Here is a 20,461-nt window from a genome sequence, read left to right on the forward strand (position 1 = left end):
AAGGCCTTTCAATCCAATGCAGCTAAAGGTTGATTTTACAAATTGGATACAAGTCCAGATTGGACCGATACATCTGATGGCTATAATTACCTCTATTACATCGATGAGAGGAAGCCGGATTCATGCTGCGAGTTGAAGAGGTGTCACACACATTCCGCAATGCACAAGGGACTGTTCCCGTATTGCAGGACATTAACATATCCGTCGGCAAGGGTGAGATGGTTGCACTGCTGGGAAGCTCGGGTTCAGGCAAATCGACGTTATTGCATCTAATGGCAGGTCTGATGAAGCCGGACACAGGCAAGATCCTTATTGCAGGTCAGGATATTGTGCGTATGAGTGAGAACCGACTGGCGGAATTCCGCCGGACACATATTGGCTTTATTTTTCAGGCGTATGAGCTGCTGGCGAACCTGACAATTCGGGAAAATGTGGAGCTGCCGCTCGTGTTTCAGGGCATTCGCCCATCACGGCGTAAGCAAAAGGCGATGCACCTGCTGGAACAGGTTGGCCTGGTTGGCAAGTCCGAATTATTCCCTTCCCAGTTATCGGGAGGGCAGCAGCAACGTGTCAGCATTGCGCGTTCACTAATTACGGAGCCGTCCGTCATATTCGCGGACGAGCCTACCGGGAACCTCGATACGCGAACGGAGGAAGAGATTATTTCCATTTTGCAACAGTTGAATCGGGAGATGCATACAACATTCGTTATTGTCACGCATGAGGCTGAAGTGGCGGAGCAGATGCAGGTTGTCATTACATTGCAGGACGGATGCTTGGTGGAGAGTGGCCAGTCCAAGGCAGTAGAGCAAGGAGAGCGGTTGTGAGAGTTCTGGATGTGTTGCGAATGTCATGGGGACAGATTGTGCGCAGGAAGGTGGTTACTCTACTGTGCATGATTGGCTTGTCCATAGGCTGTGCCGCCATGATTATCGCATTAAGCGTGGGGCAGTCGGTACAGGTCTATGGTGAGAAAACGTTAAATGAGAATTACAAAATGGATGAGATAACGGTATCACCCAATGAAGGAATCGGTTCGGGCGGGAGCAATGGACAGACGTCTACCTTCGAACGCGGAGCGCTAACGGCTCGAAAAATCGATATTATTGCCAGCCTTCCGCATGTCGTCGCCGTTGCTCCGATGCTGAAGCTGGATATGCTGGAGATGGCTACGTTGGACGGCAAAAGCTCCAATGTGGAAGTCATCGGTACAGAGCTTGGATCATTGAGCCGTTTCGGCTACCGTTTTGACAAAGGCGGGGCATCGGGAATCAGCGGAGCCGCGATTGTGAATTACGGTGCAACCTTCGGACTTGTGGACGCCGAGGTGATACGGGAACTGAACAACAAGCTCATGGAGGATTCATTTAATGACGAGTTTCTACAGCAGTACATGGCATTGATGTCTACCCAAACCGAGCTGTTTCAGGCGCAGTTTAACCTGAAATATCAGGACATGAATGACTCGTCCAAAGCCAAAACAAGTTCGCCTTTGCGAGTGACGGGTGTGCTGAAGGTGCCTGGCGGCATGAGTGAGAATAATGCCATGTATGACAAAAAGATCTATATTTCCCTCGAAACCGCCCGGATGCTCGCGGAACAGTTCCAGAGCAGTCAGGTACAGGCCGCGGCGGCAGGACGGTTGAACTCTGCACTCGTGAAGGTAGAAGACAAGAAGTATGTAGCACAGGTGCAGGAGCAGATTCAGAAGCTGACGCTGATGACAGACAGCAATCTGTATCAGGAGCAGGCGATGAAGGAACAGCTTGGCATGTACCAGAAGGCCGCTATGGGCATAGGGATATTCGTCATGCTGCTGGCTTCGCTGTCCATTATTGTTGCGATGATCATGTCCACGCATCAGCGCCGCAAACAGATTGGCGTCATGAAGGTGCTGGGAGCCAATCTGTGGCAGATCAGGCAGATGTTCATTACTGAAGCTGCTGTACTTGGAGTGTTGGGCGGCATTGTTGGTGTCTTCATCGCTTATGGAGCCATTCAGGGGGTAAATGGACTGCTCCAAGGACAAATCTCGATGGAGGCAAGCACACCACTTCAAGTGGTTATTGAGACGTCGGCCCTGCCTGCTGGTATAGCGTTTGCGGTGTTGACCGGAGTACTATCGGGAATCTATCCGGCGATTAGTGCCTCGCGTACAAATGCGTTGCAGGTGATCAAATCGGCATAAATGAAAGCAGAGATACAGGGGAAGCACAGTTTAGGGATTGAACAGACAGAATCAATAGACAGATTCAACGAAGGGACATACGGCAATGAAGAACTCGGCAATAAGCAAATGGATAAAGAGAATCATCATGATCGGACTGCTCGCGGGCGCTGGATACTTTCTGTACCAGCAATATAAACCGATACCCGAAGCGCCCATCGAGGCCCCGCAGCCCATTACATTTGAAGTTACTCAGGAGACGATCACGCAGGAAATTCAGGTCAAAGGCAAGTCTGCTTATGCCAAACAGACGGATGTGTACGCTCCTTTTGCCTCGAAAATAAAGCAGTGGAATGTCGAGAATGGGGAGCCCATTCACAAGGGAGCCGTGATGTTCTCGCTTGATTCGAAAGCATTGCAGACGGAAGTGCAGCAGTTGGAAACCGATATTGAGAAATCGAGGCTGGAAGCTCAATTGAATGAGATTGGTCTTGCTCAAGGAGAGGGTCCCGAGCAATTGGGGGTTACCGAAGAAGAACGGAAGAAAGCCTTCGCCGAGCGGGAAACAAAACGACTGACCAACGAAATGAACAAGGAATCCATCGCTGTAAAGGAGCAGGAGGTTCAGGCCAAGAAAGCGGTCATTGGTTTATCCACTGTGTACGCGCCGGTATCCGGTGTGTTTCTGATGAACGATTCGGAGACCAAGACACGTATGGTGGGAGAAGGTCAGTATATGGGTACCATTGTGGACACTGGCAAATTACAATTTGTGGCGACCATTAGCGAGCAGGAGCTATTCAAAATCCAAACAGGTATGCCTGTAAGTGTACATATGACGGGCAATAAGGAGGTTCCGTTAACCGGAAAGGTCAGCAAAATCTCCAAGTTTGCCAAAAAGGGAACAGAAACCGATCTGAAACAGCCTTCCCAATTCGATATTGTCATTGATCTGAAGCCAAACGCCAAGCTGATCGGTGGATTAAGTCTGGAGGGCAAGATTGAAACGCTGCGTAAGGAGAAAGCAACGGTCGTTCCGACGCTCGCGGTCATGCGGGATCAGGATACGGCATATGTGATGCTGGATCAGGGCAACGGGCAATATGCACAGCAGACGATTCAAACAGGCATCGAGACAGATGACAAGACTGAAGTATTGAACGGCTTGAAACCGGGTGATATTGTAGTGCTTCCATAAAAAAGAGAGCATGAGAATATGGCATGTGAAATAGCTCATTACGGGGAATAAGCCTGTGATGGGCCTTTTTTATGGCTTGGGGAGGTGCATCTCGGAATTCCTGCTAGATTTATGGAATTAAATATAATAATTTTTAATAAATTCAATTTACAGTAATATTTACATGGAGTATAATCGATTCATAAGGAGGTGGACACGCGATGTGAGGTTTGTATCGAGGGTAAGCCTTTTTTTAAAACCTCTAAAAGTAAGCGCTTACTTTGTTTGAGTCTGAGCAATGCCTTGAAAGCCGTTCACCAAAGATCACCCGCACACACCTACAGATGTTATCCCCCTTGCTTTGTCACTTAACCTCAGTGTAAGACACCATTTCTATTTCTTGTTTCACACCTTATTGTTGTTGACCTAGCTTGTCCCAAATGTTTCTACATTCATGGAGGTGAAGATCCTACAGCTCATCCATATGTTCTCTACCGTGCATAGCATCTTGCCGACACAGAGGATCAGACATGAGTATATACCCAATCCAAGTACAGGAAAGGTGGAACCCTAATGACAAGATCGAAAACCTTATCGAAAGGCGGAAAGGTGCTTCGCAGAAGTGTAAAACAAATGCTGGCAGCAACATTGCTTGCGGCGGGAATCTTCCCGGGCATGGCTCCAGGAGTGAGTCAGGCGGCTGAAGCACATGTGGATAATCCGTTTGTCGGATCTACAGCGTATTTAAACCAGGATTATTCCGCTCTCGTGGATACGTCCATTGCTCTCACCAGTGATGCGTCGTTAAAAGCCAAGATGGAAACGGTTAAATCCTATCCAACGGCAGTCTGGATCGACCGTATCGCCGCCATTAATGGTGGAACAGACAATGCCGGACGCAAAAGTGTGGAGCAGCATCTGGATGCCGCCTTGGCACAAAAGAAAGCAGGAACCCCGATTACCGCTTCATTCGTTATCTATAACTTGCCTGGGCGGGATTGTCATGCGCTTGCATCCAATGGTGAACTTCCACTAACACAGGCGGCCCTGCAGACGTATAAAAATGATTATATCAATGTAATCGCCGATATTTTTGCAAAGCCGAAGTATCAGGACATTCGCATCATCGCTATCATTGAGCCGGACAGTCTGCCCAATCTGGTAACTAATCTCAGTACACCAGCTTGTGCCCAGGCGAGTTCAACAGGCATCTATGAAGCTGGTGTGAAATACGCCTTGGAAAAGCTGCATGCCATTCCGAATGTGTACAACTACCTGGATATTGGTCACTCCGGCTGGCTTGGTTGGGATAACAACCGTACAGGTGCAATCTCGCTGTATACCAACGTTGTCCAAGGAACAACAGCAGGTCTGAACAGCGCCGATGGCTTCATTACGAACACGGCGAACAGCACACCGCTGAATGAACCGAATCTGCCTAATCCGGATCTGAACATCGGTGGACAACCAATCAAGTCTTCCAAGTTTTATGAGTGGAATCCTTACTTCGACGAAACCGATTTCACTGCGGCACTGTATAGCGGATTTGTACAAGCTGGTTGGCCGGCCAGCACAGGCTTCCTTATTGATACCAGCCGCAATGGATGGGGCGGGGTGAACCGTCCATCGTCTGCCACAGGCAGTGATATTAACACGTACGTGAATTCCGGGCGTGTGGACAAGCGCGATCACCGGGGGAACTGGTGTAATAACAGTGGAGCAGGCATAGGTGAAGCACCTAAAGCAGCACCAGGACCAGCCCATCTGGATGCCTATGTATGGGTCAAGCCTCCAGGGGAGTCTGATGGCTCCAGCTCGGAAATTCCGAACAACGAAGGAAAAGGTTTCGACCGGATGTGTGATCCAACGTTTACAACTCGTGATGGTGTATTGACGGGTGCACTGCCCAACGCACCAGTGTCAGGTCACTGGTTCCATGACCAATTCGTCATGTTGGTGCAAAACTCATTCCCTGTTCTTCCTGCCAGCAATGGTGGAGGGGGTGGAACGACAGCTCCAGCAGCTCCGGCAACACTATCTGCGACAGCAGGTAACGCACAGGTTTCCCTGAACTGGACAGCCTCCACAGGTGCGACCAGTTATAACGTGAAACGGGCGTTGAGTGCATCGGGTCCATTCACTACGGTTGCTGAGGGCGTGACCGGCACATCGTATGCCAACACAGGTCTGATCAATGGAACAACCTACTATTATGTAGTTAGTGCCGTGAATGCTGCGGGTGAAAGTGTGAATTCGGCAGTACAAAGTGCTGTGCCGGTTGCAGGCGTAACCGCTCCTGTCGCACCAACAGCGCTGGCAGCTACGGCAGGCAATGCTCAAATCAGCTTGTCCTGGACGGCTTCGCCAGGAGCGACAGGTTATAACGTGAAACGGGCGTTGAGTGCATCGGGTCCATTCACTACGGTTGCTGCGAGCGTAAGCGGCACATCCTACACCAATACGGGCCTGACCAATGGAACGACCTATCATTATGTAGTTAGTGCTGTGAACGCTGCCGGGGAAAGTCTCAATTCTGCCGCAGCTTCTGCAACACCACAAAGTGTAGTTGTTCCGACCAGTGACCTGGTTCTGCAATATCGTGCGGGAGATACCAACGCGGCAGATAACCAAATCAAACCGTATTTCAATATCAAAAACGTAGGTAACACGGCTGTAAACCTGAGTGATCTGAAAATTCGTTATTACTTCTCCAAAGAAGGTACCGCAGCGATGGACTCTGCTATCGATTACGCTCAAGTTGGCGGAGCCAACATCCAGCGCACATTCACCGATTCCTATGTGGAGCTGAGCTTCACTTCTGGAGCGGGTGCCATCCAGGCAGGCGGACAATCCGGGGATATCCAGCTCCGCATGTACAAAACGGACTGGAGCAACTTTGATGAAACCAATGATTATTCCTACGATCCAACCAAAACATCCTATCAGGACTGGAACAAGGTGACCCTCTACAAAGGCGGTACCCTTGTCTGGGGCATTGAGCCTTAAAAGGAATGTTATACAGTTGGTTCGGTTGTGAAAAAAAGAATTCGCTGATGGAAGCGTTTAAGAGCCGCTTGAAGATCGGAAATTAGGGATGTGTAAGCGGATGTATGAAAGAGGGCTGTCCTCTGATCATGGAAATGATCTGGAGACAGCCCTATTTTTCTTACGAACAGAGCAGACGCTATATAGGTGATTTGGTGCAGTTGGAAATTTTAACGAATCCTAGACACGTTATTCCGTAAATTTGGGTGGTTATAGCCCTGCTTAGCATCTTTTTGGCCCGAATAGGGTTACTGAGGTTCGTTAGGATTCGTTAGATAAGGCCTGCTTGAATCTTACTTCGGACGAATTCGTTCGTCGGTTTGATTTCCTTAATGTCCTCTGAAGAACACTGAATATTGATCGTTTTGGACGGATATTTGCCTATGTCGCGGCAGGCAGGATGTCTATAATAGTACCCGACGGGCAGGATGAAGCTGCTCTGATGGAGAGGGAATGGAAGGGGGACTGAGTCAAGGAATTCAGTTGAGGCGGAGGATCTTTCTTTTATATTTTTGTAAGCGCATTCAGTAAAATTTGAAAGATATGAACGTCTGTATGGATTGACGGATAATGCATGATCCCAAGCACAGCCATAAGCATCACCCATTCTGTCTCAAGGAGAGTGAAGGTCGATGAAATCCAAATTAACAGCGCCGATACATAAAGGATCGGTTTCAGGTATGCACTCCAATCGCAGGAAGGTGCGTATGCCACTTGCAGCCAAAATGCTATCTTCGGCACTAAGTGTTGCTTTGCTCGTTGCGGGAACAGCGGGTGCGAGCGGAGCAGCAGCTTCCAGTGAGAACAGCGCGGCTGGGGCCAGCGTGCAGACACATAAGGGAGGTAGTTCTTTGAAAGACATTCAGCTTGAGTATCTTGATCGCGGTCTGGTTGCGGCGTCTACTTCCGAGGGTGTTTTTCTCAGTTGGAGATTGCTTGGTGACGAGGCCACAGGGTATAGCGATAAAGGTCTGACGGGAACGGATTTCAACGTGTATCGTGATGGCAAGAAGATTGCTACGGTCACCGACAGCACCAACTATGTTGATGCCTCAGGCAAATCGTCGTCCCGTTATGAAGTGGCAGCGGTAAGCAATAAGAGCAAGGAGAGCAAACGCAGTGCATCTGTCAAACCTTGGGCGAATGGCTACGTCGATATTCCTTTGCAAAAACCGGCCGATGGTGTGACGCCAGTAGGAGAAGCCTTCACTTATTCTGCGAATGACATGAGTGTGGGCGATGTGGACGGAGACGGTCAGTATGAGTTTTTTGTAAAATGGGACCCTTCTAACTCCAAGGATGTTTCTCAAAAAGGCTACACCGGTAAAACGTACGTGGATTGTTACACGCTGGACGGACAATTGTTGTACCGGATCGATCTCGGGGTTAACATCCGTTCGGGTGCTCACTATACACAAATGCTCGTTTATGATTTTGACGGGGATGGCAAAGCTGAGATCATGTTTAAGACCGCACCGGGAACCAAGATTATCAAATATAACAAAAAAGGAAAGGTCACTTCCGAGAAATACATCACCCTTCCGAAGCAGGATCGCAAGGCAGGATACTCCAACGAAGATGATTATCGTTTAAGTGCAGATGGCTACTATGATCATGTCGTGGATATGTTCAAAAACTGGCATAAACATGAAGAGGTCGTGAAGGGCAACTGGCCTGCTACGTTGGAGGAAGCTTTTGGGATTGAGAAAAAGTATAGTTATCCATTGTCTCAGCAGGATGCTGAGAGCTTGGCCGACTACTTCATCGATGTGTATGCACCAAGCCGCAGTGACAAGAATGAGCTGCGCAAGTTCGAAGGTTTTATCGTGGATGGACCTGAATATGTAACGGTGTTTGAAGGAGAGTCAGGCAAAGAGCTGGAGACCATTCCTTATGAGCCAGGACGGCAGGATGATGGGCTGATGTGGGGCGATTACGCCATGGCGCGTATTGAACCGGCGAACCGGGTAGATCGTTTCCTGGCAGGTGTGGCATATCTGGATGGGAAGAAACCATCTGCGATCTTTGCACGCGGGTACTACACACGTTCCACCATGGTCGCCTATAACTGGGATGGCAAAAAGCTCAAGCGTGAATGGAAAGTGGACAGTGGCTGGACACCAATGAAAAACCCGTTCAATGACGGTCCGCATGGAGTGGATGGTACAGATCCGGTGTATGGCTCCATCACAACGCAAGGCGCACATTATTTCAGTGTCGCTGATGTGGATGGAGACGGTAAACAGGAGATTGTGTACGGCTCGGCCACGATTGATCATGATGGCAGTGTGCTGTACAGCTCCAAGGACCTGATGCCTGCGGAGAGTGCTGCTCCGGGAACGATTGCACGTCTGGGCCATGGGGATGCGATTCATGTAGCGGATATCGATCCGGACCGTCCAGGGCTGGAAATTTTCATGGTGCATGAGGGTGGTCCTTGGGCGCCATACGGATATTCCCTACGGGATGCGAAGACTGGGGAAGTAATCTATGGCGGGTATACGGGCAAAGATACCGGACGTGGCATGATCGGTGATGTAGACCCGACCCGCCGCGGGTTAGAGACATGGGCTGTAGGCTTGTGGACAGCCAGCGGTGAGAAAGTAAGCGATAAGGCTCCCGGCACGAATATGAATATACGATGGGCCGCCGATATGACAACTCAGATCGTAGACGGTGCCATCGATGTCACACCTACGATCAAGGATTGGAATCGGGGCACGCTGCTGACCGCAACCGGAACGTTGACCAATAATTATACCAAGGGTACACCTTCTCTCGTAGCGGATATCTTCGGGGATTGGCGGGAAGAGATGCTGGTAAGAACCGAGGACAGCTCAGCGATCCGCATCTACCTGAGTACCGAGAAGACCGATCGCAAACTGTACACGCTTATGCATGACGCGATGTATCGTGTCGGCATTGCCGGGCAGAACAGTGGTTACAACCAGCCGTCCTACCCATCCTTCTACATGGCATCGGATATCGATTGGTCGAAGGTTACGCTGCCCAAGTTCCACACGCCCAAGTCGGGTAAAGGTGGAAAGTGAGAGGTAATAGGCGATAAGTGATAAGGTGATTAGTGGCCCAAAACACAGATGAAAAAAGTCCTCTGAAAGCTGGGATTGAAGAAGGCAATACCCGTACGGTGATACAGCGGAACTCTGGAGTAACCTCGGTGCGTTTGGGCGTACGGGAGGTTACCTGGAGTTTTTTTGATATGGTTAAAAACCAAAACAACTGACGGCATCATCATTTCAAATGTTCTACAGATGCAAAATCTTGAATGGCATATTTCCCATTCTCATGAATCAATGTGGTGATGGAGCATTCGGAAATCAGCTGACTTTGCATGGCTATAAAATCAGGGTGCCAAACGTTAAGTTCATGCTCGGGGAAGGTGTTTACTAGAAAATCCGTAATTAACCCGCCATGAGTAACGATAACAATATGGCTATCTGGTGGCTCTACATTCGTTAATTCCGTTAGGAAAGAGGCCAAACGTTCGCCTGCCTGCTTTGATGAGTCGCCCACGGGTGGGAGGTAGTCTGGATCGGATGTGCATCGGTTCCACATCGCAATGAATTCTTCAAAAGTTTGTTCAGGCAGGTCACCCCAGTTGGCGCGTTCTCGCAGACGTTGGTCCTCAGTCACTGTAACGTTTGTATGGAGAGCAATATGCGCCGCAGTGTCGATTGCTCTTTGAAGTGGGCTGGCAATGATTGTGGTGACAGGTATGTTGGCTAAATGAAGTGCCGTCGACTTGGCTTGTACTACGCCTTCAGATGTGAGGGGAACATCACCGATGCGTTTTTCTTTTAATGCATGCCTCACCAGATAAAATGTAGTTCTCATGGCCTCAAGACCTCCTGCTTGTAAATTGGATAAAATAAAATAGAATTGATTAGATTTATAACTAATTATATGATTGTCTAATTTATAATCGCAATGATTTTCTTTGGCAAGGGTGAAATACATCGCCGAAACTTGCTACAATGGAGAAAAGTGAGGATCGTTGCAGCAACGGAGGTGCAGGCATTGGAAACCAAACATTGGACAGGCAGTCTGTTTCAGGAGAAACTTCGCACAGAGGATTATGGACCACGTTTCTACGCGTATTATTACAAGCAATGGGACAACTACCAGATGTCCTATCACGATCATGATTCCACGGAGATCATGTATATTATTTCGGGAATGTGCCGGGTCGATGTACAGTTGCCGGATGGCAGCTCGGAACAGGCAGTATTGAAAAAAGGGCAGTTCATTCTGCTGGACGCGGGGGTTTCACACCGTCTGCTGGTGCAGGATGGCGTACCGTGCCGCATGCTGAATGTGGAATTTGGAGTTACCAGATCGGAGCCAGGGCATCCATCCATTCGCCAGCTCGCGCTGGAAGAAGAAGAAGTCCATGCATTTCTATCCCATGCCTCGCCTTATCTGGTTTTGCCTGACCCGGAGGAGGTGTACCACATTATGAAAAGCCTGGTGCTGGAGCTGGATCAGCGCGGACTGATCGAGCAGGGACGATCTTCTGCAACCATGCGGATCATTCCGCCGGAGGAACGCTCGCATCATCGCGAAGCCCGTGATCTGAAGTCACCTGAGCAAGGTACGCTGGTACGCACGTTGTTTATCCAACTGCTCGTTCGGGTCGCACGACTTCGCGGGGAAATCAACCGAAGTGCGCTGGAACAGACGGAGTTGTACGTAAAACGGACGATTGAATTCATGCATCACAATATGGATCGCAATATTCAAATGAAGGATATCGCAGCAGCGGTGAATCTGCATCCAGGCTATTTGCACCGTATTTTTCGCCAGCAGACGAAGCGCACGCCTACCGATTATCTCACGATGCTCCGAATGGAAAAAGCGAAGATGCTGCTGCAACAGACCAATATTCCAATCTCCGAAATTTCCGATTACGTGGGCGTGGGGAGCAGACAATATTTTCATATGTTATTCAAGAAATATACAGGCCGAACTCCGGTTGAATTCCGTTCCACAATGGAGCGACATGTCAGTCATTATCCCACTGAAGAATAAATCGTGCAGTTTATCTGGAAAGTACGGAACGGTCGATGCAAAAGTGAGGATTTTTGACAACCTCGATGTGAAGAGGTCATGATTTTGATAACGCTTCCTTACAACCCGTTGCTACAATGATTTCATGTAGTGAGATCATTAACCGGGGCGAATATACTCGGATTACGGGAGGAACTGTGCATGTCGTTTAAAGTGGCATTTATCGGGGCGGGTAGTATCGGATTTACACGGGGGTTGCTGCGGGATTTGCTCGCGGTACCGGAATTCAACAATATTGAGATTGCGTTCTGTGATATCAATCAGCACAATCTGGACATGGTTACCGAGCTATGTCAGCGCGATATCCGCGAGAATGGACTGAATATTCAGATTCAGCCGACAACAGACCGGAGAGAAGCGCTCAAGGATGCGAAGTATGTACTGTGTACAATCCGTGTGGGCGGGTTGGAAGCTTTTGCAACTGATGTGGATATTCCGCTCAAATATGGAGTAGATCAATGTGTCGGCGATACGTTGTGTGCAGGTGGCATTATGTACGGCCAGCGCGGAATTGCCGAGATGCTCGACATCTGTAAGGATATTCGTGAGCAAAGCGCACCGGATGTGCTGCTCCTCAATTATTCAAACCCGATGGCTATGCTGACCTGGGCCTGCAACAAGTATGGCGGTGTTCGCACGATTGGACTATGTCACGGGGTACAGCATGGGCATCACCAGATTGCGGAAGCGTTTGGATTGAAAATGAATGAAGTGGATATCGTATGTGCCGGAATTAATCATCAGACCTGGTACATCAAGGCATCCCATGAAGGTAAAGACCTTACGGGTGATTTGCTCGAAGCCTTCGAGAAACATCCTGAGTATAGCCGTACCGAGAAAGTGCGGATTGATATGCTGCGCCGATTTGGTTATTACAGTACGGAATCGAATGGTCACCTTAGCGAATATGTGCCTTGGTACCGTAAACGTCCGGAAGAGATCAAGGACTGGATTGATCTGGACAGCTGGATTAACGGCGAGACGGGCGGGTATCTGCGTGTATGTACAGAGGGAAGAAATTGGTTTGAGACTGATTTCCCGAACTGGATGAAGGATGAGCCAATGCAATTTGCCCCGGAAAAACGAGGGGGAGAACATGGTTCCTACATTATAGAAGGGTTGGAAACGGGACGTGTATACCGCGGACACTTCAATACCGTCAATAACGGTGTGATCTCCAATCTGCCGGATGATGCGATCATCGAAGCACCGGGATATGTGGACCGTAATGGCATTTCGATGCCACATGTAGGCGACCTGCCACTCGGCCCGGCTGCTGTGTGTAATGTGAGCATTTCCGTTCAACGGCTTGCAGTTGAAGCTGCGGTACATGGTGACGACAAACTATTGCGTCAGGCGTTCATGATGGACCCACTCGTGGGCGCAGTATGTAATCCAAAAGAAATCTGGCAAATGGTTGACGAGATGCTGGTGGCCCAAGCCGAATGGTTGCCGCAATATGGTGATGCGATTGCTGCGGCAGAAGCAAGACTTGCTGCAGGCAACCTGATCCCAACGAAGGAATATGAAGGTGCTGCACGTCTCAAAGTGAAAACCGTTGAGGAGATGCAGCAGGATCGCGATGCCGCCAACAAAAATGCGGGTGAATCGGATAAAGGGAAAGATCGCGAGAAAGTGCAGCAATAGATAAAAATGAGTGGGGCCTCTCCAAAATTGGAGGGGCCTTGTTTGGTTCTATTTTTTTTCGACACCACGGATTACAAAGGCAAAAGAGGTATCACCCAAGGAAACCTGCGAATTTTTTGGGGAAGACCAGCCGACAAAAGCTCCATAATAATGAGTACCTTTTTCCTGTGCAAACCGGAATGTTCCTTCTCGCAAAGAGATGGGACGTGCCTCCCCGTCCACATATTCAACCAGAGTGAACTCGTTAGGTGGTACATCCGTACCCAAGTTAATTGATATGTTCTCGCCTACCAAAACCGAGACAGGTACTTTACCTTCCAGCAATTTCACATCACCTGCATAGTCAGCACACATGCCTCCCCAGCAATAACTGCCCTGTACAGCTGGAATAGAGATGCCGCTTTCGCTCTGGATAGTTGGCGTAGGCAGTTCCTGAGGTAAGTTGGGCTCCGGTTCCTGAACCTGTTTTGATCCCATTTCCTTTGTATTTGGCGATGGGAGAGAGGGAGGTTCGTTTGTGCCGTTACTTGGAGTAGAATTACAGCCGGATAATATCAGCAAAGTTGTAAGGAACACGAGTAGAGTTATCGTTCTCATAGCAATGATGAATTTTATTGTTTCCACCTCCCTAATATCTTCCAGACGAAAAGCGAGAGAGGAATGTTGCTCATTGAAATGTATATTTACCATGCGATACATATTACCTTTACAGACATAGTAATATGTCTTATAGTATACCCAGGATTGAAGAAAGTCGGTGAAGCTGGCAGATGGATGAACAAGCGATTAACAGTGACCTAATTAGAGGCAACATTGACCCCATTATTCTGAGCGTACTTATACCGAAGGATAACTACGGCTATAGCATTATTAAGGAAATTTATCGCAAGAGTGGAGAACGGTTTGAATTAAAGGAACCGACACTCTATTCCAGTCTGAAAAGGCTGGAGAAGAGTGGATATGTGGAATCCTACTGGGGGGAAGAGACCCAGGGAGGACGACGCAAATATTACCGGATTACAACGCAGGGGCAGAAAGCTTATACACAGCAAGTTCACGCTTGGCACGCAGCCAAAACATTGATTGACTGCATGATTATTTCCGGGGAAAAGGGAGATGAAGGGATATGACATTGGAAGCTCGCATTACCCGCCATGTGAATCGTCTGTTCAATCATGCGCAGGATACCTTAGCTAATCAGGAGTTAAAAGAAGAGATTCACAGTAATCTCGCTGCACGAATTGAAGATTATATGGAGCAGGGGATGGACGAGGATCAGGCTTTTCAGACTGCCATTCAGCATGTGGTTGGCATGGATCAGATCATGAGTGATCATCGCAGAGTTCGACGCGTTCCTTATTGGACGGCGGTGTTGCAGTCTGCCTTGATCTATAGTCTTATTGCCTGGATCATTACGATTCCAATGAGAGTCATGGTCCAGGGCGCAACCATTAACAACTTGCTTATGATCATGAGTGTGATTGTTGGTGGAGCGTATGTATTTTACATGATGAAAAATAGAAATACTTCGACTGATCCAGAAGACACTACCGTTATTCGTACACCTGTGTTCCTGCAATGGACGCGCAGAGTGTGGTGGTTATGGGCAGGGCTCATCGTTGTGTTATGGGGTACACAGGCGGCGCTGCGATTTGGAAGCAACATCTGGTATAGTCGACCGATTCAGGTAGAGGGGCCCTATCAATTTACGGTAATCGCGATTGCCTTTGCCATACCTTTATTAAGTATTATTATCCCTTTGATCGTGCAGAGGGCGTATCGGATCGTGGGCAAGTATGAGGCAGGTGATGTCGTATGACGGGAAAGAATAAATGGATTATTGCATTGGTCATGCTCGGCATTTTTGGTGTTATTGTGGTTGAGGGCTTCGTTAATCCCAGAATAGAGGCGAAGCAATCGCAGTATGAAGCAGAGCAGCAAGATCCGTTGACCCATGATTTTGCGGCATTGGCGAAATATCGCAGTCCTTATATGGGCGACTTCTCCAATCTCAGCCATTTGAATCAAGCCTTGCCTCTAAACGGCAAATTGAATGGGTATCAGTTGGTTCCAGAGACATTTACGGCTCAGATCAATTACAGGATTAATACCAGCGAGATGAAGTCCGAAGAGTTGGAACGAATACTTGTATATAACGCTGCTGCCAATTTTGTATGGATTGAGAATTTGGAGCATGTGCTTTATTCATTTGAGGATGTTCAATATACTTTGAGCCGTGAGGCTGCTCAGCAATGGGTTGGAACGGAATTGAAGACCCTTCAGGAACCTAAGGAGTGGGATGCAGCAGTGCGTAAGAAGCTGGTGGAGCCCGCGCAAGTGAACGAGGCTTTTTCACAAATTGTTGACAATTAAGTTGGTTCAAAGATAAGGAAAAGGTAAGAGGCTCGACTCTTCTCCTATGCTATGTTATTATGAGACTCTGATAACGTGGTAACGAACTAAAGCGTTTGGGTTTTGGTTATAGACATGGAGGGGTTAGAGAGATGAGAAAACAAGCGATATTTCTATTATTGATCAGCATATGCATGATTGTTGTTGCGGGATGTTCCAGCTCGGGAAGCAAAGATAATAATGCCATTATTGTGGGGATAGATGATAAATTCGCTCCAATGGGATTCCGGGATGACAAGAATGAAATTGTTGGTTTTGATATTGACTATGCCAGAGCGGCAGCGGAGAAAATGGGTAAAGAAATTACGTTCCAGCCCATTGATTGGTCTTCCAAAGAATCGGAGTTGAACAGCGGCCGCATCGACCTGATCTGGAACGGGTACACAATTACCGATGAGCGGAAAGATAAAGTGCTGTTCACGAAGCCATATCTGGAGAACAGTCAGGTTGCAGTCACACTCGCGGACTCACCGATTACGAAGCTGGATGAACTGGATGGCAAAAATGTAGGATTGCAGGCCTTGTCTTCTGCGGCAGATGCACTCGCGGCAAGTCCTCTGAAGGATAAAGTGAATGCTTCCGAATTCCCGGACAACGTACTGGCCCTGACCGATCTCAAGACGAAACGTTTGGATGCTGTCATCATCGACGAAGTGGTCGCGAGATATTACATGTCCAAGGAAGAGGGAACGTTCAAACTGCTGGATGAATCCCTTGCTCCGGAACAATACGGCATTGGTGTAAAAAAAGGCAATGAAGAACTGCTGAATCAGCTGCAAAAAGCATTGGATGAGCTGAATGCCGATGGCACAGCAGCCGAGATTTCCACCAAATGGTTTGGTGAAGATGAAGTTTTGAAATAGGATCAGGCCACTTGCCTGACATATGTAGTAAACAACATGACCCCGGATTCCAAAAAGGAGCAACTCTCCTGCGGAATGCGGGGTTAACAGATTAGAGGAGCCGATTGCGATGAGCTGGGAGTATTTGTTGGGCGTCATGAAGCCCATGCTTGAAGGGGCACAGACCACGATCTTTTTATTTTTGCTGGCAATTATAGTGTCTGTACCACTTGGATTTGGAGTAACCTTATTGATGAAAAGCCGATTCAAGCCGTTGGCATGGATCGCTCATACGTACGTATATGTGATGCGGGGCACGCCGCTTATGCTTCAACTGTTGTTCTTTTGCTTCGGTCTGCCGCTGCTTCCAGGGGTAGGGGAGTATCTTGTATTTGACCGCTTTACGGCGGCAGCGTTGGCCTTTATTTTGAATTATGGTGCGTACTTTGCCGAGATTTTCAGAGGTGGATTGCTCTCGATTGATAAAGGACAACATGAAGCTGCACAGGTACTGGGTCTAAGCAAATGGCAGACGATGACGAAAGTCATCATCCCGCAGATGATCCGGGTTGTACTGCCTGCGACGGCGAACGAGTCCATTACGTTAATTAAAGATACGGCGTTGCTGTATGCAGTTGCTGTACCCGAGTTGCTGCATTATGCGCAGGCCGCAGTAAACCGGGATTTCCGTCTGACACCGTTTCTGATTGCAGGTATTATTTATTTGTTGCTGACCATGGTACTCACCTTGTTCTTCAAGGCACTGGAGAAACGTTATACATTTGAGTAAACGCGCACGGAACAGAAGTTAATGAAGTTATCCAATCTCATCAATTAAAGGACTGTCTGCATATGACACATATTATAGAAGTGAATCAATTAAGAAAATCATTCGGTACACTTGATGTGCTGAAGCAGGTATCGTTCAACGTGGAGCCTGGTGAAGTCATTGCTGTAATCGGGCCTTCCGGTTCGGGTAAAAGTACGATGCTGCGCAGCCTGATTCATCTTGAGGATATTTCAGGTGGGACTATTCGCATTCAAGGGCAGGCGCTGGCTGAGAACGGATCGTATGCAGGTGCCGCGGATATTCGGAAGATTACGGATCGCATGGGCATGGTCTTTCAGCATTTCAACCTGTTTCCGCATCTGACGGTACAGGCGAATCTGGAACTGGCACCGAAGACGTTGAAAAAAGAAAGCTCAACGATCATCCGGCAGCGAAGTCTGGAATTGCTCGGTAAAGTAGGGCTGTCTGACAAAGCGGATGCTTATCCCGCCAACCTGTCCGGTGGACAGAAACAGCGCGTAGCAATTGCTCGCGCACTTATGATGCAGCCCGACATTCTGCTGTTCGATGAGCCGACCTCGGCACTCGATCCCGAGCTGACGGGGGAAGTACTACGCGTCATCAAGCAGTTGGCCCAGGAGAATATGACGATGATGATCGTCACCCATGAGATGAGCTTTGCCCGCGATGTCGCGGATCGCGTCTTCTTTATGGATAACGGCGAAATCGCCGAGGCAGGGCCGCCGGAGCAAATCTTTGGCAATGCCAAGCTGGAGCGTACTCGCACGTTTTTGCAGCGGGTGGAAGTGGACACTTGAAAATCATGTACACAAAGGGATGCTCTTTCCACAGAGCATCCCTTTTTTCGGTTCAATCATCCAGATTAGCCCTCTTTATTTCGGGCAGAAGTATCATCATTTTTCTGCATATACATTCTCATTGTAACTTCTTAAACATCTGCTTCATAAGCTTTTGTTTACATTTAAGCAGGGTATTAGAAGGAATCTACATCGGATATAAGGACACTTTGTTTATTTTATGTTTATTCTCTTAGTGTACAATGATGCCGTTACTTATCAGTAGGACTGAATTCCAGATAGGTATAGAAAAACTTACAATATATCACAAAGGAGAGTAGAAGGATGACTCGAAAGAGGAAAGGTATTTTAAACAGACTTTTTGTGGGATTTCTCGTTTTGAGCATGCTTTTGCCTAGTTTTGCTTTTGGTGAACAAAAGGCAATGGCAGCGGCGCTTAAATTGGCGGACCCCAGCCTCAATATTTATCAAGATCTTTCAGTACAAGCTTATCCCCCTGAGGCTTGGATGCGGTTAAACAATGTATCTGGAGATAGAGAAGGCATTGAACCTGAAGCTATCGGAGATGAAAGATATGTCTTTGATTATTGGGAGACTGATAATAACGGTGGCATAACCAACGAGGCTTCCGTGAATTTTTTTCAATTAGGTAACGAGTTAGGAATGTATTATTTGAACTATCACTTCAAAAAGCAAGAGTGGAATGGCAGTGAATGGATAGATACCGGTGATGTTGACATGAAATCGACTCGATTTTTGGTATCGGATTGGCCCACCTTGGCAAATGTAGGAAATATAAATGCTAATGTAGAGCCTTCAACGACTTTAAATACAGGCTCAGCTTTTACATTAGTTGCTAAAGGAGATCGTGAGTTAGCAGAGGGAATTGGACATGGTGATCAGAAGATCGTTCCAGACCGATGGACATCGACTGAAAATGGTAATCCGGAGGGTTCTTTTGTTTTGGATAGTGAAGGCAGATTTACTTCCCAATACATACCTTCAATGGCCGGAACTTTTACGGTAACGGTTTACTTTAAAGATTTGGAGTATAATGGATATTCAAAAGAGTGGGAGGAAGGCAAGAGTAATCGTACTCTCACTAGGCCTTTAAGTGTGACAACGCAGGCTTACAATGCAGATAAATATAAAAACAGTCTTACTTTAAGCTCAACAAGTATTAACATAGGCGGGACCATCACTCTGACGGCGGAAGGAGATGGGCCTCCGAATGGTAATTACCACTCTGGGGATACACGCTATATACCAAGAACATGGACGTCAACTGAGAATGGGGGAAATATAAGCGGGGCTTTCATCCTTGGCGACGATGGTACCTACACTGCGCAGTATACTCCTGGATATCAGGGGAGTTTTGAGATAAATGTAAAGTTCATGAGGCAAATGCTATACGGTGACAATTGGAGCAATCAATATGAAGACACCTTGGCGACGGTGCCACTCCCGACTGTGACAGTAACTCAAGAAACAATTGAGTATGGAGAAAACGTCTTTACAGCGAATTCTAACGAAGTTTTGGCTGGAGAATTGGTTACACTCACGGCAATAGGTGATCGCCAGAATGCCGAAGGAAGACTGAACAACGAAATAAAGTATATACCGATTAGTTGGACTTCTACGGAGAGCGATAAGTCAGGAACATTCAGTAAGGACATCGATGGGAACTATACTTCCGATTATAGACCCTCGTTGACTGGCAATCATGAGGTAACAGCAACTTTCCAAGGATATATGTTTTACGATGGTGTTTGGTACGGGTACGGAAAAGATACGAAGAAAATATCGGTGACGGTAACAACCCCATCCGAACCAACCGGCCCAACGGAAGCAAACGCTGGCAACAACAGTGTCAGCGCAAACCCAGACATCGTTAGTTCGAGAGAAACAGTCATATTGACGGCTGTAGGCGACCGACAATCGGCGGAAGGCGATTCTGTCGGTGACGAGCGTTATATCCCTGTAAGCTGGAGCTCGACGGAGAGCGACAAGATGGGTGCGTTCACAAAAGACAATAATGACCACTACACGGCTGATTATATACCTTCGGCTGCTGGAAGCTATACGGTCACAGCATTATTCCAGATGCAATCTTGGAACGGTACTGAATGGGTGGCGGTTGCTGAAGCAACGGATACGAAGACAACACTTGTGACGGTGACGGACCCAACGAACCCGACAGATCCAACGGACCCAACGAACCCGACAGATCCAACGGACCCAACGAACCCGACAGATCCAACGGACCCAACGAACCCGACAGATCCAACGGACCCAACGGACCCAACGGACCCAACGGACCCAACGGACCCAACGGACCCAACGGACCCAACGAACCCAACGGACCCAACGAATCCAACGGAAGCGAACGCCGACAGCAACAGTGTTAGCGCAAGTCCAAGCAGTGTAACAATAGGCGGAACAGTTACACTGAAAGCAGAGGGCGATCGTCAATCA

The 20,461-nt window shown here is 48.1% G+C and carries 16 protein-coding genes; 14 read left to right on the forward strand and 2 right to left on the reverse strand.

Translation table 11 applies throughout. The features are described 5' to 3' along the window. Positions 1 to 122: 122 nt before the first annotated feature. The 5 genes from DC345_RS19955 (at position 123) to DC345_RS19975 (ending at position 9,439) form a co-directional block, all read left to right on the forward strand. Entirely contained in the window at positions 123 to 827 is a 705-nt protein-coding gene (locus DC345_RS19955) for an ABC transporter ATP-binding protein (protein WP_113054576.1), read from the forward strand. Continuing rightward, on the forward strand, positions 824 to 2,188 hold the full coding sequence (locus tag DC345_RS19960) for an ABC transporter permease (RefSeq protein ID WP_113054577.1): 1,365 nt from the start codon (positions 824 to 826) through the stop codon (positions 2,186 to 2,188). The genes DC345_RS19955 and DC345_RS19960 overlap by 4 nt, the downstream gene beginning before the upstream one ends. 85 nt (positions 2,189 to 2,273) lie before the next feature. Further along, positions 2,274 to 3,365, forward strand: a complete 1,092-nt coding sequence (locus tag DC345_RS19965; RefSeq protein WP_113054578.1) for an efflux RND transporter periplasmic adaptor subunit — start codon at positions 2,274 to 2,276, stop codon at positions 3,363 to 3,365. A 552-nt stretch (positions 3,366 to 3,917) separates the two neighbouring features. Next, complete coding sequence (locus tag DC345_RS19970) at positions 3,918 to 6,350, forward strand: glycoside hydrolase family 6 protein (protein WP_113054579.1); 2,433 nt, start codon at positions 3,918 to 3,920, stop codon at positions 6,348 to 6,350. A 746-nt stretch (positions 6,351 to 7,096) separates the two neighbouring features. Then, positions 7,097 to 9,439 carry a rhamnogalacturonan lyase gene (locus tag DC345_RS19975; protein WP_113054590.1) on the forward strand — a complete coding sequence of 781 codons (2,343 nt, stop codon included), beginning with the start codon at positions 7,097 to 7,099 and terminating at the stop codon, positions 9,437 to 9,439. A 202-nt stretch (positions 9,440 to 9,641) separates the two neighbouring features. Here the strand turns inward: DC345_RS19975 and DC345_RS19980 are convergent, their stop codons facing one another. After that, positions 9,642 to 10,244 (reverse strand): histidine phosphatase family protein, encoded by a 603-nt coding sequence (locus tag DC345_RS19980; protein ID WP_113054580.1) that lies wholly within the window; start codon positions 10,242 to 10,244, stop codon positions 9,642 to 9,644. Positions 10,245 to 10,427: 183 nt separating this feature from the next. Here DC345_RS19980 and DC345_RS19985 point away from each other — a divergent pair, with 183 nt between their 5' ends. After that, positions 10,428 to 11,438: an AraC family transcriptional regulator gene (locus tag DC345_RS19985; RefSeq protein ID WP_258530727.1), complete on the forward strand. Its 1,011-nt coding sequence runs from the start codon at positions 10,428 to 10,430 to the stop codon at positions 11,436 to 11,438. 180 nt (positions 11,439 to 11,618) lie between these two features. Next, complete coding sequence (gene melA, locus DC345_RS19990; protein ID WP_113054582.1) at positions 11,619 to 13,124, forward strand: alpha-glucosidase/alpha-galactosidase; 1,506 nt, start codon at positions 11,619 to 11,621, stop codon at positions 13,122 to 13,124. Between the two features lie 48 nt (positions 13,125 to 13,172). Here melA and DC345_RS19995 read toward each other — a convergent pair whose 3' ends face one another. Further along, entirely contained in the window at positions 13,173 to 13,721 is a 549-nt protein-coding gene (locus DC345_RS19995) for a hypothetical protein (protein ID WP_146752147.1), read from the reverse strand. Positions 13,722 to 13,894: 173 nt separating this feature from the next. Here DC345_RS19995 and DC345_RS20000 point away from each other — a divergent pair, with 173 nt between their 5' ends. The 7 genes from DC345_RS20000 to DC345_RS31975 form a co-directional block, all read left to right on the forward strand. Continuing rightward, entirely contained in the window at positions 13,895 to 14,254 is a 360-nt protein-coding gene (locus DC345_RS20000) for a PadR family transcriptional regulator (protein ID WP_113054584.1), read from the forward strand. After that, positions 14,251 to 14,943 (forward strand): permease prefix domain 1-containing protein, encoded by a 693-nt coding sequence (locus DC345_RS20005; protein ID WP_064640407.1) that lies wholly within the window; start codon positions 14,251 to 14,253, stop codon positions 14,941 to 14,943. The genes DC345_RS20000 and DC345_RS20005 overlap by 4 nt, the downstream gene beginning before the upstream one ends. Further along, on the forward strand, positions 14,940 to 15,497 hold the full coding sequence (locus DC345_RS20010) for a DUF4825 domain-containing protein (protein ID WP_113054585.1): 558 nt from the start codon (positions 14,940 to 14,942) through the stop codon (positions 15,495 to 15,497). Before DC345_RS20005 ends, DC345_RS20010 begins: the two co-directional genes overlap by 4 nt. 131 nt (positions 15,498 to 15,628) lie before the next feature. Then, complete coding sequence (locus DC345_RS20015) at positions 15,629 to 16,399, forward strand: amino acid ABC transporter substrate-binding protein (protein ID WP_090893770.1); 771 nt, start codon at positions 15,629 to 15,631, stop codon at positions 16,397 to 16,399. 109 nt (positions 16,400 to 16,508) lie between these two features. After that, positions 16,509 to 17,168: an amino acid ABC transporter permease gene (locus DC345_RS20020; protein WP_113054586.1), complete on the forward strand. Its 660-nt coding sequence runs from the start codon at positions 16,509 to 16,511 to the stop codon at positions 17,166 to 17,168. Between the two features lie 62 nt (positions 17,169 to 17,230). After that, complete coding sequence (locus DC345_RS20025) at positions 17,231 to 17,986, forward strand: amino acid ABC transporter ATP-binding protein (protein WP_113054587.1); 756 nt, start codon at positions 17,231 to 17,233, stop codon at positions 17,984 to 17,986. Between the two features lie 324 nt (positions 17,987 to 18,310). Then, positions 18,311 to 20,461, forward strand: a 2,151-nt coding sequence (locus DC345_RS31975) for a hypothetical protein (protein WP_220095249.1), incomplete at its 3' end; no start/stop codon positions are given.

It is taken from the genome of Paenibacillus taichungensis (genome assembly GCF_003287275.1).
Classification (GTDB): domain Bacteria; phylum Bacillota; class Bacilli; order Paenibacillales; family Paenibacillaceae; genus Paenibacillus; species Paenibacillus taichungensis_A.

Coding starts and splice junctions, on each gene's coding strand:
- DC345_RS19995 (WP_146752147.1), bottom strand. CDS start 13,721: ATGAGAACGATAACTCTACTCGTGTTCCTTACAACTTTGCTGATATTA.
- DC345_RS20000 (WP_113054584.1), top strand. CDS start 13,895: ATGGATGAACAAGCGATTAACAGTGACCTAATTAGAGGCAACATTGAC.
- DC345_RS19955 (WP_113054576.1), top strand. CDS start 123: ATGCTGCGAGTTGAAGAGGTGTCACACACATTCCGCAATGCACAAGGG.
- melA (WP_113054582.1), top strand. CDS start 11,619: ATGTCGTTTAAAGTGGCATTTATCGGGGCGGGTAGTATCGGATTTACA.
- DC345_RS19965 (WP_113054578.1), top strand. CDS start 2,274: ATGAAGAACTCGGCAATAAGCAAATGGATAAAGAGAATCATCATGATC.
- DC345_RS20005 (WP_064640407.1), top strand. CDS start 14,251: ATGACATTGGAAGCTCGCATTACCCGCCATGTGAATCGTCTGTTCAAT.
- DC345_RS20020 (WP_113054586.1), top strand. CDS start 16,509: ATGAGCTGGGAGTATTTGTTGGGCGTCATGAAGCCCATGCTTGAAGGG.
- DC345_RS20015 (WP_090893770.1), top strand. CDS start 15,629: ATGAGAAAACAAGCGATATTTCTATTATTGATCAGCATATGCATGATT.
- DC345_RS19975 (WP_113054590.1), top strand. CDS start 7,097: ATGCCACTTGCAGCCAAAATGCTATCTTCGGCACTAAGTGTTGCTTTG.
- DC345_RS20025 (WP_113054587.1), top strand. CDS start 17,231: ATGACACATATTATAGAAGTGAATCAATTAAGAAAATCATTCGGTACA.
- DC345_RS19980 (WP_113054580.1), bottom strand. CDS start 10,244: ATGAGAACTACATTTTATCTGGTGAGGCATGCATTAAAAGAAAAACGC.
- DC345_RS20010 (WP_113054585.1), top strand. CDS start 14,940: ATGACGGGAAAGAATAAATGGATTATTGCATTGGTCATGCTCGGCATT.
- DC345_RS19970 (WP_113054579.1), top strand. CDS start 3,918: ATGACAAGATCGAAAACCTTATCGAAAGGCGGAAAGGTGCTTCGCAGA.